We start from the raw sequence: 17,250 nt of genomic DNA, 5'->3' as shown, positions 1-17,250 counted from the left end.
CACTTCCTTCGGACCGCCTTCCAGCGGGCCCTCCGGGCGCTTCGTTCGTGTTTCCCAGCTTACCAGATGTTTTCCGCTCCGTTTTCCGGAGTTTCGCTCACCCGACTTGCCGGTCTTTCGTGTTTCCAGCTTATCAGACGTTTTCCGCGCCGTTTCCGGGCTTCCCTGTCCGATTCGCCTTCCGCCGGCCCGACCTGACGGCCTGTCCGACGTTCCGAACTCTAGCCGAGAGCCACTCCGAAAAGCGAATCCGACCGCAATCCATTAAAAACACGCACACCAATTCACACCGGGACGCGACAAAGCACGGCCCAGCCGAATACAGAGGGTGTTTCAAGGGATTAGCCGCCCCGGGACCGTCCGCGTAGACACGTGTCCGGTGCTCCCAGCCGAGCGACTAGAGAACACTACGCCCATCCCCCGCGAGAGGCAAACGAGGGCCGCCCGGCGCCGCCGCACCGTCGGAGGACGGCGGGCGGGCCGGGCGGCCACTGCTCAGGAGTCGGTCGGGGTCGGTCGGGGGTCGGTCAGGAGTTGGTCGGGAAGCCCAGGTTGATCCCGCCGTGCGACGGGTCGAGCCAGCGCTGGGTCACGACCTTGCCGCGGGTGAAGAACTGGACGCCGTCCGGGCCGTAGGCGTGGGCGTCGCCGAAGAGCGAGGCCTTCCAGCCGCCGAAGGAGTAGTAGGCGACCGGGACCGGGATCGGCACGTTGATGCCGACCATGCCGACCTCGATCTCGTTCTGGAAGCGCCGGGCCGCACCGCCGTCGTTGGTGAAGATCGCGGTGCCGTTGCCGTAGGGGTTGGAGTTGATCAGCTCCACACCCTCCTCGTACGAGGCGACCCGGACGACCGAGAGGACCGGGCCGAAGATCTCGTCGTTGTAGACGGACATGCCGGGCTTGACGTGGTCGAACAGGGTCGGGCCGAGCCAGAAGCCGTCCGTGGTCGGGGCGCCGGTGGCGTCCTCCGCGGTGATCGTGTGCTTGCGGCCGTCGACGCTCAGCTCGGCGCCGTCGGCGACACCGGACTCCACGTAGGAGGTGACCTTGTCCCGGTGCTGCCCGGTGACCAGCGGGCCCATCTCCGAGTCGCCGTTGCAGCCCGGGCCGACCTTGAGGGTGGCCATCCGGGACTTGATCTTGTCGACCAGCTCGTCGCCGATCGGGTCGACCGCGACCAGGACCGAGACCGCCATGCAGCGCTCGCCGGCCGCGCCGAACCCGGCGTTGATGGCCGCGTCGGCGCTGAGGTCGAGGTCGGCGTCGGGGAGGACCAGCATGTGGTTCTTGGCACCGCCGAGCGCCTGCACGCGCTTGCCGTACCGGGTGCCGGTCTCGTAGACGTACCGGGCGATCGGGGTGGAGCCGACGAAGCTGACCGACTTGATGTCGGGGTGCTCCAGCAGGCGGTCGACCGCGACCTTGTCGCCGTGGACGACGTTGAAGACGCCGTCGGGCAGACCGGCCTCCTTCCACAGCTGGGCCAGGAAGTTCGCGGCGGACGGGTCCTTCTCGGACGGCTTGAGGACGACCGAGTTGCCGGCCGCGATCGCCAGCGGGAAGAACCACATCGGGACCATGGCCGGGAAGTTGAACGGCGAGATGATCGCCACCGGGCCGAGCGGCTGGCGGATCGAGTAGACGTCGATCCCGGTGGAGGCCTGCTCCGTGAAGCCGCCCTTGACCAGCTGCGGGACGCCGCACGCGTACTCCACGACCTCCTGGCCGCGGGCCAGCTCGCCGAGCGCGTCCGCGTGCACCTTGCCGTGCTCGGAGACGATGATCGCCGCCAGCTCGTCCTTGCGGGCGTTGAACAGCTCGCGGAAGTTGAAGAGCACCTGGGTCCGCTTGGCCACCGAGGCCGTGCGCCACTCGGCGAACGCGGCGGACGCGGCCGCCACCGCCTGGTCGACCTCGGCGATCTCCGCGAAGTCGACCTGGCCCGCGACCTGGCCGGTGGCGGGGTCGAAGATGTCGCCGCGCCGGGGCGCGGAGCCGGCGGTGGCGACGGGGGCGCCGCCGATCCAGTGCGTGATGTGCTTGCTCAAGGTCTTCTGCCTCCGAAGTCCGTACGGCGCAGCGCCGCCGGTACCGTGCCGGCACCACCCGGACGACGGCCGGGCGGCGGGAACACGGGGCTCCCGCGCTCAGGTTCCAGTCTGGTGACCGGGCGGGCGGGTCTCAACGAGCAGCATGACGGGGAACGGAGATTCACCCTTACAGGTCGTCGGGGGTACGGCCCTCCGGGCCATCGAGCCCCGGCCCACCCGCGTCCGGCCCACCCGCGTTTGGCCCACCCGCGTTTGGCCCGCCACGAGCCGGCCCGACCGCCTCCGGCCCGCCCCGATCCGGATCGCCGTCCGGGTCGTCGCGCTCGGGGTCGGTCTCCTCCAGGTAGGGGTCGTGCAGGCCGTCCGGCAGGGTGAGCGTCTCCATGAGGTCGAGCCGCAGGTCCTGGGCCCAGTTCTGGGCCCAGGCCTGGAGGGCGGGGCGGTGGGCGCCGGCCAGTTCGGCGGCGCCCTCCAGCCGGTCGGCGAGGACGGCGGGCTGGAAGTCCTCGTCGAGTCCGGCGGTGAGGGCGAGCAGCTCGCCCTCACGGAAGTGGTCGGTCAGCGCGTGGACGGCGGCCAGGTCGGCGGGCAGGGCGCGGTCGCAGAGCTCGAGGACGGCCAGGCCTGCGGCGTCGGCCAGGGCGATCACCGGGACGGGGGCGTCCAGCAGCAGGGGCGGGTGCCGCAGCGGCTCCTTGCGGAGCTCGACCGGGCAGGAGGCGCCGGAGAGCTGGACCCGCCGGGGCGTGCCCGGTTCGGCCCGGACGGGGAAGCCGGAGGCTCGGAGGGTCTCGGCGAGGCCGGCCGCCAGTTCCTCCAGCGGCGGGCCCTCGGTGGCGATCAGTGCCAGTCCGGTGGAACGGCCGACGGCCAGTCCGTGGGCGCGCAGGGCCTCGGTGCCGGCCAGCGCGAGGGCGTGCCGCAGGCAGTACGGCTGGGCGGTCTCCAGCAGCTGGAGGTGCTCCTCGGCGAGCAGGCTCGGGGTCATGCCCCAAGTCTCCCGTCCCGGGGCCGCGGGTGCAGGGGCTGGTTCGGCCGTCGGCCTCATCCGGCGGTGTGGCGGCGGGCCGCCGCGTCGTGCAGGGCCAGTTCCAGCAGGACGGGATCGACCAGGCGGCCTGAGCCGTCCGGGGGGACCAGCCAGCGCAGACCGTGTCGTCGTCGGGCGGGGTGCGGCAGGGCCACCCACAGTCCGGGCCCGGCGACCTTGACGCCGGTGCCGAACCAGCGGGCGGCGGTGCCGACCGGGACGAGGAAGCCGACCTGTCCGGAGCCGGCCAGCACCGGGCCGCCGCCGGGCAGCCGGGTCAGGACGTCGAGGGCCGGCAGGCCGAGTGCATCGGGGACGGACAGCAGGTCCCACTGCTGTCCGGCGGGCAGGAGCAGCAGGGCGGAGCCGGCCCTGGCCCAGTCCTGCCGGCAGCGGTCGGGGTCGGGGGCCGCGCCGGCCAGCCAGCCGAGTGCGGTCTCGTGGGGATTTCCGGGGGCCATGGTGTTTCCTCCGCTCGATGGGTTCTCACCACGGGGAGAGCGGGAGGGGTGTCGGCTCTTACACGGGTGGCTGGGCACGGGACCAGCATGAAGGGGGCGCATCCAGGAATGGACGCGCCCCCTTCGGGGTCGGGTGACCGGTCAGCTGTCGAAGCCCAGGCCGAGGCGGTCGAGCGTGCGGAGCCACAGGTTGCGCCGGCCGCCGTTGTGGTCGGCGCGGTCCAGCGACCACTTGGTGATCTCGATGCCGGCCCAGCGGACCGGCTCCGGCGGGAACGGCAGCGGCTTGCTGCGGACCATCTCCAGCGAGGTCCGTTCGGTCAGCTCGCCGGCCAGCAGGTCGAGCATCACCTCGGCGCCGTAGCGGGTGGCGCCGACGCCGAGGCCGGTGAAGCCCGCGGCGTAGGCGACCTTGCCCCGGTAGGCGGTGTCGAAGAAGGCCGAGAAGCGCGTGCAGGTGTCGATCGCGCCGCCCCAGGCGTTGGTGAAGCGCACGCCCTCCAGCTGCGGGAAGGTCTCGAAGAAGTGCCGGGCGAGGGTTCGGAAGGTCTCCGGCCGCTGGTCGTACTCGGCCCGGACCTTGCCGCCGTAGTTGTAGACGGCGTCGTAGCCGCCCCAGAGGATGCGGTTGTCGGCGGAGAGCCGGAAGTAGTGGAACTGGTTGGCGCTGTCGCCGAGGCCCTGGCGTCCGCTCCAGCCGATCGAGGCGAGCTGCTCGGCGGTGAGCGGCTCGGTCATCAGCGCGTAGTCGTAGACCGGGGCGATGTACGGGCGCACCCGGCGGACCAGCGACGGGAAGACGTTGGTGCCGAGGGCCACCCGCCGGGCGCGGATCCGGCCGTACGGGGTGCGGACGGCCATGCCACTGCCGTACTCGGCGATGTCGGTGGCGCGGGTGCGCTCGTGGATCCGCACGCCCTGGGCCAGGCAGGCGGCCTTGAGCCCCCAGGCCAGTTTGGCCGGGTGGACCATGGCGACGCCGTCCTTGTCCCAGACGCCGCCGAGGAAGGTCGGGGAGTCGACCTCGCGGCGCAGCTCGTCCGCGTCCAGGACGGTGAGGTCCAGGCCGTACTCGGCGACCGCTTCGGCGACCTCGTGGAGTTCGGCGAGCTGGTGGGGCTGGGTGGCGACGTCGATCTCGCCGGTGCGCTCCCACTCGCAGTCGATGCCGTAGCGCTTGACCGCGTCCTCGATGGCCTGGAGGTTGGCGGCGCCCTGGCGCTCCAGCTCGGCGAGTTCGCCGGGCCAGCGCTGGAGGCCGTTGCCGAAGCCGTGGGTGAGGCTGGCCGCGCAGAAGCCTCCGTTGCGCCCGGAGGCGGCCCAGCCGATCTCGTGGCCCTCGACCAGGACGACGTCCAGCGCGGGGTCCCGCTCCTTGGCGATCAGTGCCGTCCACAGGCCGGAGTAGCCGCCGCCGACGACCAGCAGGTCGCAGGTGGTGTCGCCGACCAGGGCGGGCAGGGCCTGCGGCCGGCCCGGATCCTCCAGCCAGAAGGGGGTCGGCTGGACGTCACTGAGCGCACGGGCGGAGTCCATGCTCTATCAGCTACTTTCTGGTCGTCGATGGTGTCGCGCGGCCTGCCGGTCGGGGTGTCAGGCGCGCGCCTTTCGTCGGTTGCCGATCGTCTGGCCGACGACGGTGAGGACCACCGCGGCGAGGAACATCGCGGTACCGATCACATTGACCTGGACCGGGATGCCGCGCTGGGAGGCGCCCCAGACGAACATCGGGAAGGTGACCGTGGTCGGTCCCGAGTTGAACTGGGTGATGATGAAGTCGTCGAAGGAGAGCGCGAAGCTGAGCAGCGCGCCGGCGGCGATGCCGGGGGCGGCCAGCGGCAGGGTGATCTTGAGGAAGGTCTGCAGGGGCGTGGCGTAGAGGTCCTGGGCGGCCTGCTCCAACCGGGGGTCCATGCTCATCACGCGGGCCTTGACGGCGGTCACCACGAAACTGAGGCAGAACATGATGTGCGCGATCAGGATGGTGGTGAAGCCGAACGGGATGCGCATGTTGAGGAAGAGGGTGCCGAGCGAGGCGGCCATCACGACCTCGGGCATCGCCATCGGCAGGAAGATCATCGCGGTGGTGGCGGACCGGCCGCGGAAGCGGTAGCGGGCCAGTGCGAAGGCGACCATGGTGCCCAGCACGGTGGCGCCGAGGGTGGCCAGGGCGGCGATCTTCAGGCTGAGGGTGAGCGAGCCGCACATGTCGGCGACACCGCAGGGGTCGGTCCAGGCGTCGGTGGAGAACTCCCTCCACTCGTAGTTGAACTTGCCCGCGGGCTTGTTGAACGAGAAGGCGAGCACCACCAGGTTCGGCAGGACCAGGTAGGCGAGGGCGAGGATGCCGGCCAGGACGACGAGGTTCCGGCGGACCCATGCGATCGATCGGGTCATCAGACCAGGTCCTCCGTTCCGGCCTTCTTCATGTAGACCGTCACCATGCCCAGGATCAGGGCCATCAGGATGAAGCTCAACGCCGCCGCGGTGGGGTAGTCGAGCACGTTCAGGAACTGCTTCTGGATGCCGTTGCCGACCATCTGCTCGCTCGGCGAGCCGAGCAGCTGGGCGTTGATGTAGTCGCCGGAGGCCGGGATGAAGGTGAGCAGGGTGCCGGCCACCACGCCGGGCAGCGAGATCGGGAAGGTGACCTTGCGGAAGGTGGTGAACGGCCGTGCGTACAGGTCGCCGGCCGCCTCGTGCAGCCTCGGGTCGATCCGCTCCAGCGAGGTGTAGAGCGGAAGGATCATGAACGGCAGGAAGTTGTACGTCAGACCGCAGACCACCGCGAGCGGAGTGGCCAGCACCCGGTGCCCGGAGGTCAGGCCCACGGCGTCGCTGAGGTCCAGCAGGTGCAGCGCGTTGAGGCCGCCCACCACCGGGCCGCCGTCCGACAGGATGGTCTTCCAGGCCAGGGTGCGGATCAGGAAGCTGGTGAAGAACGGCGCGATCACCAGGATCAGGATGACGTTGCGCCAGCGCTTGCTCGCCTTGAAGGCGATCGTGTACGCGAGCGGGTAGCCGATGGCCAGGCAGAGCAGGGTGGCGGTGGCCGCGTACGAGAACGAGCGGACGAAGTGCCAGCGGTACTCGACCAGGGCGTCCCAGTAGGTGGCGACGTGCCAGGTGACCCGGAAGCCCTCCTCCAGCGAGCCGGTCTGCAGCGACGTGGAGCCCTGGTAGACCATCGGTACCGCGAAGAAGACCACCAGCCAGGCGATGCCGGGCAGCAGCAGCCAGTACGGGGTGAGTCTGCGGCGGGTGCGCCGGGGCTCGGCGAGCGGCACGACCTGGGCCGGCGCCGCCTCGGTGGTGGTGGTCATGCCGCCTCCTCCGCGGTGCCGGCGTCGATCGCCTGGGTGGCGTCCATGCCGAAGGAGTGGGCCGGGTTCCAGTGCAGGACGACCGGGGCGCCGGCGGCTATCCGCACGTCGCGGTCCATGTTCTGCTCGAAGACGGCGAGCTCCTGGCCGGTCTCGGCGCGCACCACGTACTGGGTGGAGACGCCGATGAAGCTGGAGTCGACCACCGTGCCGGCGACCTGGTTGCGGCCGTCGGCCACCACCGTGTCGGCGTGCGCGATGGTGATCTTCTCGGGGCGCACCCCGAGGTGGACCCGGGTGGCGTCGGTGGCGCAGCGGGCCTTCGGCAGGGCGAGCCGGACGCCGGAGGCGCTCAGCAGCAGGTCGTCGCCCGAGCGGCCGGTGACCTCGGCGGGGATCAGGTTGGACTGGCCGAGGAAGTTCGCCACGAAGGTGGTGGCCGGGTTCTCGTACAGGTCGGCGGGGGCGCCGAGCTGCTCGATCCGGCCGCCGTTCATCACCGCGATGGTGTCGGCCATGGTCATGGCCTCCTCCTGGTCGTGGGTGACGTGGACGAAGGTGATGCCGACCTCGGTCTGGATCCGCTTGAGCTCCAGCTGCATCTGGCGGCGCAGCTTGAGGTCGAGGGCGCCGAGCGGTTCGTCGAGCAGCAGCACCTGGGGGTGGTTGATCAGGGCGCGGGCGACCGCGACGCGCTGCTGCTGGCCGCCGGAGAGCTGGTGCGGCTTGCGGCGGGCCATCGGGCCGAGCTCGACCAGGTCGAGCATCTCCTCGACCTGCTTGCGGACGTCCTTGCGTCCCCGGCGGCGCAGCCCGAACGCGACGTTCTCGAAGATGTCGAGGTGCGGGAAGAGCGCGTAGCTCTGGAAGACGGTGTTCACCGGGCGCTTGTACGGCGGCAGTGCGGTGACGTCCTGGCCGCCGATCACCACGGTGCCGCCGCTGGGCTCCTCCAGGCCGGCGATCATGCGCAGGGTGGTGGTCTTGCCGCAGCCGGACGCCCCGAGCAGGGCGAAGAACGAGCCCTGGGGCACGGTCAGGTCGAGCGGGTGGACGGCGGTCGACGCGCCGTAGGTCTTGCTGATGCCGGTGAGGCGAACGTCTCCGCCGGCGGCCGCGGTGTCGCGCAGCTGCTCCGTCATGGTGTCCCTCTGTCAGATGCCGTACTGGGTGCCCGGAGGCCGAGTGGTGGTCAGGCGCCGATCAGCTTGGAGAACTTGTCCTCGAAGTCGCTCTCCTCGGCCTCGGTGAGGCTGCGGAACGCGTGCACCTTGGCGGCCATCTCCGGGGTGGGGATGACCAGCGGGTTGGCGGCCGTGTCCGGGTCGAGCGCGGCGAGCTCGGCCTGGACCCCGGTGACCGGCGACACGTAGCCGATCCCGGCGGTGAGCGCCGCGGCGACCTTCGGCTGGTAGTAGAAGTCGATCAGCAGTTCGGCGTTCTTCTTGTGCTGGGCCTTGGCGGGGATCAGCATGTTGTCGGTCGAGGAGACGTATCCGTGGTCCGGGATGACGAACTCGATGTCCGGGTTGTCCGCCCGCAGCTGGATCAGGTCCCCGCCCCAGGCGACGCAGGCGGCGATGTCGCCGGAGGAGAGCTCCTGGCCGTAGTCGTTACCGGTGAACTTGCGGATCTGCTTGCTGTCGACGGCCTTCTGCAGGCGGTGGATGGCCGCGTCGTAGTCGTCGGCGGTGAACTTCGCCGGGTCCTTGCCCATCTCCAGCAGGACCATCCCGACGGTGTCCCGCATCTCGGAGAGGAAGGTGACCCGGCCCTTGAGCTCGGGGTCGTCCAGCAGCTGGGTGACGCTGGTGACGGCCTTCCCGCCGGTGGCCTTCTTGTTGTAGGCGACCACCACCTGGATGCCGGCCCAGGGGTAGGAGTACTGCCGGTTCGGGTCCCAGTCCGGGGTCCGCAGGCGGTCCTCGATGTTGGTCACGGCGTGCGTGAGGTTGGCGGGGTTGAGCCGCTGGGCCCAGCCGAGCCGGATCAGCCGGGCGGCCATCCAGTCGGTGAGCACCATCAGGTCGCGGCCGGTGTCCTGGCCGGACGCGAGCTGGGGCTTGACCTTGCCGAAGAACTCGACGTTGTCGTTGACGTCCTCGGTGTAGCGGACCTTGATGCCGGTGGCCGCCTCGAACTCGTCGAGGGTGGCGTGCTTCTGCTCGTCCTGGGCGTCCACGTCGATGTAGAGCGGCCAGTTGGAGAAGTTCACCGCCTTCTCCTCGTCGGAGTGGTCGGGGGCGGCGACCGCGTCACCGGTGGCGGAGCTCCTGGCCGGCGGGATGCCGCAGGCGGCAAGGGTGCCGGCACCCGCGGCGACGGCGCCGGCCTGCAGCAGGGCGCGCCGGGACAGCGCGGCCCGGCCTCCGGTCAGACTGCGTTCCCAGGCCTTGCGGACCGGGTCCGGCAGGCTGCCGGTGATCTCGTTGAGCTCCATGCGGGGACACCCTCCTGGGGGAAGAGGACGGGAGACGACGGGGGTTATCGGTCTCCGAAGATCGTGCGGTGCCAGTCCTTGCGGGCCACCGCCGTGGTGTCGAACATGACGTGCTTGACCTGCGTGTACTCGTCGAGCGAGTACTGCGACATGTCCTTGCCGTAGCCGGAGGACTTGTAGCCGCCGTGCGGCATCTCGCTGATGATCGGGATGTGGTCGTTGACCCAGACGCACCCGGCGGCGAGCTCCCGGGTGGCCCGCAGCGAGCGGTGCACGTTGGTGGTCCAGGCGGAGGCCGCCAGACCGTACGGGGTGTCGTTGGCCAGCCGCAGGCCCTCGTCGTCGCCCTCGAAGGGCAGCACGACCAGCACCGGGCCGAAGATCTCTCCCTGCACCACCTCGCTGTCCTGCGGGGCGCCGGTGATCAGGGTCGGCCGGTAGTAGGCGCCGCGCGTGAGGTCGCTGCCGTCGTGGCCGACGGCCGGGGCCTCGCCGCCCGTCACCACGGTGGCGCCGTGGGCGCGGGCCCGGTCGACGAAGCCGGCCACCCGGTCCCGGTGGGTGTACGAGACCAGCGGCCCGAGGTCGGTGCGCGGGTCGAGCGGGTCGCCGAGCCGGACGGCGGCGAACAGCTCGGCCACGCCGGCGACGAAGGCGTCGTACAGCGGGCGCTGGACGTACGCGCGGGTCGCGGCGGTGCAGTCCTGGCCGCTGTTGATCAGCGAGGCGGCGACCGCGCCGTGCACGGCGGCCTCCAGGTCCGCGTCGTCGAAGACCACGAACGGGGCCTTGCCGCCGAGCTCCAGGTGGGTGCGCTTGACGGTCGCGGTGGCCAGCTCGGCGACCCGCTTGCCGACCGGCGTGGAGCCGGTGAAGGACACCATCGCGACACCGGGGTGCGAGATCAGGTGCTCGCCGGCCGGTCGGCCCGCGCCGGTGACCACGTTGACCACACCGTCGGCGATGCCCGCCTCGGTGCACGCCCGGGCGAACATCAGCGAGGTCAGCGGGGTGAGCTCGGCGGGCTTGAGCACGATGGTGTTGCCGGCCGCGATCGCCGGGAGGACCTTCCAGGCGGCCATCTGCAGCGGGTAGTTCCACGGCGAGATCGAGCCGATGACGCCGATCGCCTCGCGGCGGACGTACGAGGTGTGGTCGCCGGAGTACTCCCCGGCCGCCTTGCCCTCCAGGTTGCGGGCGGCGCCCGCGAAGAAGGAGGTGTTGTCGACCGTGCCGGGGACGTCGAACTCGGTGGAGAGCTTGATCGGCTTGCCGGTCTGCGCGGTCTCCGTCCGGGCGAACTCCTCGGCGTGCTCGCCGAGGATCGCCGCCAGCTTCAGCAGCGCCTCCGAACGCGCGCCCGGGGTCGCGCCGGACCACTCGGGGAACGCGGCCCGCGCGGCGGCGACGGCCGTGTCGACGTCGGCGGTGGAGGCCAGCGTGACCCGCTGGACGACGCTGCCGTCGGCCGGGTTGACGACCTGGAAAGGTTCGCTGCCGGTGCCCTCGGTCAGCCGGCCCGCGATGTACTGCGCGCCCGCGCTGAAGTCGGTCAGGTCCATCAGTTCCTCCATGTGCCCGGTGGTTCGACGGCAGCGGCGTGGGGGTGCCGCTGCCGTCATGCTGCACGCGTCGACGAGTCGGATCCGGTACTGCGCGGGTACGGCTGGTCGAGTCGCGCCTGGCAGCTCCGGATCGGCCCGCGAGGTCGAATCGCCGGGATTGTGTGGATCCTGGCAGGCCCTGTCGGCGCCCACAAGGGATTCCGCTGTTGCCATCTGGTTACGCGACGGATTCCGGCGGCACGTGCGCTCAGCGCCACTGCCGACTCGCTGACGATGCCCGTTCCGGCGACCGGGTGACAAGGGTCACTGCGACAGGCCGCGCTCCGAGTGCCTTACAGGGTGCAAGGCTGCATCCGGATGACAGGGCGTCGTGGAGATGGATGATTTACCTGACACTCTGAACCGCAGGAGGACCCGCGATGCTCCCCACCGTCGCCCGCGTGCTCGACCTGGACGTGATGCGGCGCGGCCTGCCCCAGGTGGTGGCCGGCGCGGAGCACCTGGAGCGCCCGATCCGCTGGGTGCACGTCAGCGAGCTGCCCGACGTCGCCGGCGTGCTCCAGGGCGGCGAGCTGGTGCTCTCCACCGGCATCGCGCTGCCCGAGGACCGCGAGGGCCTGGCCCGCTACGTCCGCGAGCTCACCGAGGTCGGCGTGGCCGGGCTGGTCATCGAGTTCGGGCGGCGCTACTTCGACTCGCTGCCGCGCGCCCTGGTGCACGCCGCCGAGCAGCGCGGGCTGCCGCTGATCGTGCTCCGCCGCGAACTGCGCTTCGTCGCCGTCACCGAGGCCGTGCACGCGCTGGTGGTCAACGCCCAGCTGGAGCAGCTGCGCACCTCCGAGGCGGTGCACCAGATCTTCAACGAGCTGGCCACCGAGGGCGCCGAGCCGGGCGAGGTGGTCCGCCAGGTCGCCCAGCTGGCCGGGGCGCCGGTGGTGCTGGAGAACCTCGCCCACCAGGTCCTGGCCCACGACCCGGCCGGCCGGCCGGAGGCCGAGCTGCTGGAGGGCTGGGAGCGCCGCTCCCGCGGGGTCCGCCCGCCCGGCCGCACCGGCCACGACCCGCGCAGCGGATGGCTGGTCACCACGGTCGGCGCGCGCGGGCAGGACTGGGGCCGGCTGGTGCTGGTCGACGAGCCCGGTCCGCTGCCGGAGGGCGTCCAGCACCGGCACACCATGATGCTGGAGCGCGGCGCGGCGACCCTCGCCCTCAACCGGCTGGTGGTCCGCGACCGGGAGAGCCTGGAGCGCCAGACCCACCGCACCCTGCTCTCCGGGATCCTGACCCACGCGCTGACCGTCTCCGAGGTGGCGCTGCGCGCCCAGGCACTGGGGGTGCCGCTGGAGGGCCGCCGGCTGGTCGGGGTGGTGCTGCGCCGGCGCCAGGGGCCGATCCCGGCCGCCCTGGAGGCCCAGGCCCGGCTGCGCGACTTCACCGAGCTGGCGGCCACCGCGATCCGGACCGCCCGGCTGTCCGCCCTGGTCGGCGCGTTCGACGACGAGGGCGTCGGGCTGCTGGTCGCGCTCGGCTCCCAGCAGGACGAGCACGCCGCGCTGGAGGCCTTCGCCGCCGCCCTGCGCAAGCTGCTCGCCGAGGCGACCCGGGAGCCGACCGCGGCACTCCCCCAGCCGGTGATAGCCGTGGGCTCCTCGGTCGGCTCGGTCCGGGACGCCCGGCGCACCCTGCTGGAGGCCACCCAGGTCGCCGACGCCGCCCTGCACGACGTCCCCGGCGGCCGGGCCGCCGCGTACTACCGGCTCCCGGACGTCCGGCTGCGCGGTCTGCTGCACCTGCTGCGCGACGACGAGCGGCTGCAGACCTACGTCGAGCGCGAGCTCGGCCCGCTGCTCGCGTACGACGCGGAGCACGGCGGCCAGTTGGTCCGGATGCTGCGGATCTACCTGGAGCAGGGCCGCAACAAGTCGGCGGCGGCCGACGCGGCGCACCTGTCCCGGCCGTCGTTCTACGACCGGCTGCACAAGGTCGAGCGGATCCTCGGGGTCGACCTCGACCAGGTCGAGTCCTGCCTGTCGCTGCACGTGGCGCTGCTGGCCCTGGACGCGGTGCGCCGCTGACAGGCGTCAGCGGCGCCCTCCGTGCGGCCGGTTCAGACCCCGGCGACCTGGCCCCAGACCTGGTGGAACCCGGGCCGCTCGGCGGAGGTGACGTCGCGCATGGTGTGCAGCCGGGCCCGCATCTCGTCGGTCGGGAAGATCAGCGGTTCCTCGGCCAGCGCCGCGGTCTCCTCGTCGGAGCTGCCCGCGAGCACGTCGCGGGCGGCCGGCACGGGGCAGATGTACTGCACGAAGGCGGCGAGCTCGGCGGCCACCTCGGGCTGGTAGTAGTGGTCGATCAGCAGCTCGGCGTTGCGCTTGTGCAGCGCGCGGTCCGGGACCATCAGGCTCTCCGCCCACAGCTCGCCGCCCTCCTCGGGCACCACGAACTCGATGTCCGGGTTCTCGGCCTTCAGCTGGATCGCGTCGCCGGAGTACGCCTGGCAGGCGACGGCCGCGCCCGAGGCCAGGTCGCTGGTGTAGTCGTTGCCGGTGAAGCGGCGGATGTGGCGGCCGTCGACCAGCTTCTGCACCCGGGCCATCGCCCGGTAGGCGTCGTCGGCGGTGAACGCGGAGATGTCCGCGCCCTGGGCCAGCATCAGCAGGCCGAGCGCCTCGTCCATGCCGGCGAAGAGCGTCACCCGGCCCTTGAGGTCCGGGGCCCAGAGGTCGGCGGTGCTGCGGATCTCGCGGCCCAGTGCCTTGCGGTTGTAGGCGATCCCGGTGATCCCGGACTGCCAGGGCACGCTGTGCGCGCGCTCCGGGTCGAAGGCGGGCCGGCTGAGCTGCGGGTCCAGGTGGCGGGTGACGTTCGGCAGGTTGGCCCGGTCGAGCGACTGCACCCAGCCGAGCGCCACGTAGCGCGCCGCCATCCAGTCGCTGATCACCATCAGGTCGCGTCCCGGCGCCCCGCCCTGGGCGAGCACCGGGCTGATCTTGCCGAAGAACTCGTCGTTGTCGTTGATGTCCTCGCTGTACTCGACCTCGATCCCGGTCCGCTCGGTGAACTCCTCCAGCGTCGGACGCTTCCCGGAGCCCTCCTCCACGTCGATGTACTGGGTCCAGTTGGAGAAGACGAGCGAGGCGTCGGACTCCGAGCGGTCCGGCACCGAGCGGCGCTCGGCCGGCACGTAGGCGGGGGCGATGCCGCAGGCGGACAGCGGGCCGAGGCCGAGCAGACCGGCGGCCCCGATCACGGAACGGCGGGAGAGCGTGGTGACCATGGGGGGAGGTTCTCCAGACATAGGACGGCCCCGGGCAGCGCTGCCCGGGGCCGCGGTGCGGAGCTGGGGAGGGGTCAGACGGTGTGCGCGTCGGCCACGGTGAGGGCCTCGTCGAGGACGGCCAGGCCGCTCTTGGCCTCCTCCTCGGTCACGGTGCACGGCGGCACCACGTGGAAGCGGTTCATGTTCACGAACGGCCACAGGCCGCGCCGCTTGCAGGCAGCGGCCAGCTCGGCCATCGGCGCGTTGGCGGCGCCGGCCGCGTTGTACGGCACCAGCGGCTCGCGGGTCTCGCGGTCCTTCACCAGGTCGAGCGCCCAGAACACGCCCAGGCCGCGGACCTCGCCGATCGAGGGGTGACGCTCCGCCAGCTCGCGCAGGCCCGGTCCGAGCACGGTCTCGCCGATGTGCTTGGCGTTCTCCACGATGCCCTCCTCGGCCATCGTGTTGATCGTCGCCACGGCGGAGGCGCAGGCCAGCGGGTGGCCGGAGTAGGTGAGCCCGCCGGGGAAGGGCCGCTCGGCGAAGGTCGCCGCGATCTCGGCCGAGATCGCCACGCCGCCCAGCGGCACGTAGCCGGAGTTGACGCCCTTGGCGAAGGTCAGCAGGTCGGGGGTGATGCCCCAGTGGTCGGCGGCGAACCACTCGCCGGTCCGGCCGAAGCCCGCCATCACCTCGTCGAGGATGAAGACGATGCCGTACCGGTCGCAGATCTCCCGGACCCCGGCCAGGTAGCCGGCCGGCGGGATCAGGATGCCGGCCGTGCCGACCACGGTCTCCAGGATGATCGCCGCGACGGTGCCCGGGCCCTCGAAGGCGAGCACCTGCTCCAGGTGCGCCAGCGCGCGCTCGCACTCCTGCGCCTCGTTCTCGGCGTGGAAGTTGGAGCGGTACGCGTACGGCCCCCAGAAGTGCTTGATGCCGGAGACGCCGGTCTCGTTGGCCCAGCGGCGGGGGTCGCCGGTCAGTGCGATCGCGTTGGCGGTGGCGCCGTGGTAGGAGCGGTAGGTGGAGAGCACCTTCTGCCGGCCGGTGTGCAACCGGGCCATCCGGACGGCGTTCTCGTTGGCCTCGGCGCCGCCGTTGGTGAAGAAGATCTTGTCGAGGTCGCCGGGGGTGCGCTCGGCGATCAGCCGGGCCGCCTCGCTGCGGGACTCCTGCGCGAAGCCGGGGGCGATGGTGCAGAGCTTCCCCGCCTGCTCCTGGATCGCGGCGACCACCTTCGGGTGCTGGTGCCCGATGTTGGTGTTCACCAGCTGCGAGGAGAAGTCGAGGTAGCGGTTGCCGTCGTAGTCCCAGAAGTAGGAACCCTCGGCGCCGGCCACCGCGAGGGGGTCGATCAGCGCCTGGGCGGACCACGAGTGGAAGACGTGTGCGCGGTCGGTGGCCTTGACGGCCTGCCCGGCAGCCGAGTCAGCGGTGGGGATGCTCATGCCGCAAGCGTAGGGAAATCCGCCCCCCGCCTGCAGGTGCATCGTGTCAGGCGGTCCCCGCGTCGGCCGACAGCTTGACAGGGGTGCGCGGACAGCGGAACGGGCGCGGGGCCGGCGGCCGTACGCCTCCGAGGAGGCCGGGCCGCGCGGTTCCCCGCGCCCGTGGGCGGCTGTCCGTACCGGGACGGACGCCGGACGGCGCCGAGGGGCGCCGGACGACTAGATCGCGGTCATCACGTGCTTGACGCGGGTGTAGTCCTCGAAGCCGTAGGAGGAGAGGTCCTTGCCGTAGCCGGACTTCTTGAAGCCGCCGTGCGGCATCTCCGCGACCAGCGGGATGTGGGTGTTGATCCAGACGCAGCCGAAGTCCAGGCGGCGGGACATCCGCATGGCACGGGCGTGGTCCTTGGTCCAGACCGAGGAGGCGAGGGCGTAGTCCACCCCGTTGGCGTAACCGACGGCCTGGTCCTCGTCGGAGAACTTCTGCACGGTGATGACCGGGCCGAAGACCTCGTTCTGGATGATCTCGTCGTCCTGGTTCAGGCCGGAGACGACGGTGGCGGCGTAGAAGTAGCCGACCTCGCCGACCCGGTGACCGCCGGCCTCGACCTTGGCGTGCGCGGGCAGCCGCTCGATGAAGCCGGCGACCTGCTTGAGCTGGTTGGCGTTGTTCAGCGGGCCGTACAGCACGTCCTCGTCGTCGATGCCGCCGGTCTTGGTGTCGGCCGCGGCCTTGGCCAGCGCCTCCACGAAGGCGTCGTGGATCGACTCGTGCACCAGCACGCGGGTGGCGGCGGTGCAGTCCTGGCCGGCGTTGAAGTAGCCCGCCACCGAGATGCCCTCGACGGCCTCGGCGATGTCCGCGTCCTCGAACACCACGACGGGGGCCTTGCCGCCCAGCTCCAGGTGGACCCGCTTGACGTCCTTGGCGGCCGACTCGGCGACCTGGATGCCGGCCCGAACGGAGCCGGTGATCGAGGCCATCGCGGGGGTGCGGTGCTCGACCATCAGGCGGCCGGTCTCGCGGTCGCCGCAGATCACGTTGAACACGCCGGCCGGCAGGTCGAGGTCGCGGAGCACCCCGCCGATGATCTCGGCGAGCAGCACGGTGGACGCCGGGGTGGTGTCCGAGGGCTTGAGGACGACGGTGTTGCCCGCGGCGATGGCCGGGGCGAACTTCCAGACGGCCATCATCATCGGGTAGTTCCACGGCGCGACCTGGGCGCAGACGCCGACCGGCTCGCGGCGCACGATCGAGGTCATGCCGTCCATGTACTCGCCCGCGGCCTTGCCCTCCAGCAGGCGGGCGGCGCCGGCGAAGAAGCGCAGCTGGTCGACCATCGGGCCGATCTCCTCGGAGAGGGTCAGCCCGCGCGGCTTGCCGGTGTTGCGACACTCGGCGTCCACGATCTCGTCGGCGCGCGCCTCGACCGCGTCGGCGACCTTCAGCAGCAGCTTCTGCCGGGTGCTCGGGGTGGCGTCCCGCCAGGCCGGGAACGCGGCGTCGGCGGCGGCCATGGCCGCGTCCACATCGGCCTCACCGGACAGCGGCGACGTCGCGTACACCTCGCCGGTGGTGGGGTCGATCACGTCCAGCGTGCGGCCGTCGGCCGCATCGACGAACTCACCGTTGATGTAGTTGCGCAGCGTACGAAGCTCGCTCACGG

13 protein-coding genes are annotated in these 17,250 nt (G+C 71.6%); 1 reads left to right on the top strand and 12 read right to left on the bottom strand.

Annotation, left to right across the window (positions count from 1 at the left end; all coding sequences use genetic code 11):
• Positions 1–527 precede the first annotated feature (527 nt).
• The 9 genes from ACIOFR_RS28690 to ACIOFR_RS28650 all read right to left on the bottom strand — a co-directional run bounded on the left by ACIOFR_RS28690 (position 528) and on the right by ACIOFR_RS28650 (position 10,870).
• Complete coding sequence (locus ACIOFR_RS28690; RefSeq protein ID WP_401002110.1) at positions 528–2,051, bottom strand: CoA-acylating methylmalonate-semialdehyde dehydrogenase; 1,524 nt, start codon at positions 2,049–2,051, stop codon at positions 528–530.
• Positions 2,052–2,220: 169 nt separating this feature from the next.
• Positions 2,221–3,042, bottom strand: a complete 822-nt coding sequence (locus ACIOFR_RS28685) for a hypothetical protein (protein WP_401002109.1) — start codon at positions 3,040–3,042, stop codon at positions 2,221–2,223.
• A gap of 56 nt (positions 3,043–3,098) precedes the next feature.
• Positions 3,099–3,545, bottom strand: coding sequence for a hypothetical protein (locus tag ACIOFR_RS28680; RefSeq protein ID WP_401002108.1), 447 nt, complete (start codon positions 3,543–3,545; stop codon positions 3,099–3,101).
• Positions 3,546–3,686: 141 nt separating this feature from the next.
• Positions 3,687–5,081, bottom strand: coding sequence for an NAD(P)/FAD-dependent oxidoreductase (locus ACIOFR_RS28675; RefSeq protein ID WP_401002107.1), 1,395 nt, complete (start codon positions 5,079–5,081; stop codon positions 3,687–3,689).
• A gap of 57 nt (positions 5,082–5,138) precedes the next feature.
• Positions 5,139–5,942 carry an ABC transporter permease gene (locus ACIOFR_RS28670; RefSeq protein WP_401002106.1) on the bottom strand — a complete coding sequence of 268 codons (804 nt, stop codon included), beginning with the start codon at positions 5,940–5,942 and terminating at the stop codon, positions 5,139–5,141.
• A complete protein-coding gene (locus tag ACIOFR_RS28665) occupies positions 5,942–6,868 on the bottom strand; it encodes an ABC transporter permease (RefSeq protein WP_401002105.1) in 927 nt (308 codons plus the stop codon). Before ACIOFR_RS28665 ends, ACIOFR_RS28670 begins: the two co-directional genes overlap by 1 nt.
• On the bottom strand, positions 6,865–8,010 hold the full coding sequence (locus ACIOFR_RS28660) for an ABC transporter ATP-binding protein (protein WP_401002104.1): 1,146 nt from the start codon (positions 8,008–8,010) through the stop codon (positions 6,865–6,867). Before ACIOFR_RS28660 ends, ACIOFR_RS28665 begins: the two co-directional genes overlap by 4 nt.
• 50 nt (positions 8,011–8,060) lie before the next feature.
• Positions 8,061–9,308, bottom strand: coding sequence for a spermidine/putrescine ABC transporter substrate-binding protein (locus tag ACIOFR_RS28655; RefSeq protein ID WP_401002102.1), 1,248 nt, complete (start codon positions 9,306–9,308; stop codon positions 8,061–8,063).
• A gap of 44 nt (positions 9,309–9,352) precedes the next feature.
• Positions 9,353–10,870 carry a gamma-aminobutyraldehyde dehydrogenase gene (locus ACIOFR_RS28650; RefSeq protein ID WP_401002101.1) on the bottom strand — a complete coding sequence of 506 codons (1,518 nt, stop codon included), beginning with the start codon at positions 10,868–10,870 and terminating at the stop codon, positions 9,353–9,355.
• Positions 10,871–11,292: 422 nt separating this feature from the next.
• On the opposite strand from ACIOFR_RS28650, the gene ACIOFR_RS28645 reads away from it, so the two are divergent.
• Positions 11,293–12,948 (top strand): PucR family transcriptional regulator, encoded by a 1,656-nt coding sequence (locus tag ACIOFR_RS28645; protein ID WP_401002100.1) that lies wholly within the window; start codon positions 11,293–11,295, stop codon positions 12,946–12,948.
• Positions 12,949–12,980: 32 nt separating this feature from the next.
• Here ACIOFR_RS28645 and ACIOFR_RS28640 read toward each other — a convergent pair whose 3' ends face one another.
• From ACIOFR_RS28640 to ACIOFR_RS28630, 3 genes are all read right to left on the bottom strand, one after another.
• The gene (locus ACIOFR_RS28640) at positions 12,981–14,150 is read right to left on the bottom strand and encodes a spermidine/putrescine ABC transporter substrate-binding protein (protein WP_401002099.1); all 1,170 of its coding nucleotides are present in this window, start codon (positions 14,148–14,150) and stop codon (positions 12,981–12,983) included.
• Positions 14,151–14,224: 74 nt separating this feature from the next.
• A complete protein-coding gene (locus tag ACIOFR_RS28635) occupies positions 14,225–15,583 on the bottom strand; it encodes an aspartate aminotransferase family protein (protein WP_401002098.1) in 1,359 nt (452 codons plus the stop codon).
• A gap of 219 nt (positions 15,584–15,802) precedes the next feature.
• Complete coding sequence (locus ACIOFR_RS28630) at positions 15,803–17,248, bottom strand: gamma-aminobutyraldehyde dehydrogenase (protein WP_401002097.1); 1,446 nt, start codon at positions 17,246–17,248, stop codon at positions 15,803–15,805.
• Positions 17,249–17,250 lie beyond the last annotated feature (2 nt).

It is taken from the genome of Kitasatospora sp. NPDC088346 (genome assembly GCF_044740765.1).
Taxonomy (GTDB): domain Bacteria; phylum Actinomycetota; class Actinomycetes; order Streptomycetales; family Streptomycetaceae; genus Kitasatospora.
This window is presented reverse-complemented; position numbering and strand designations above follow the sequence as displayed.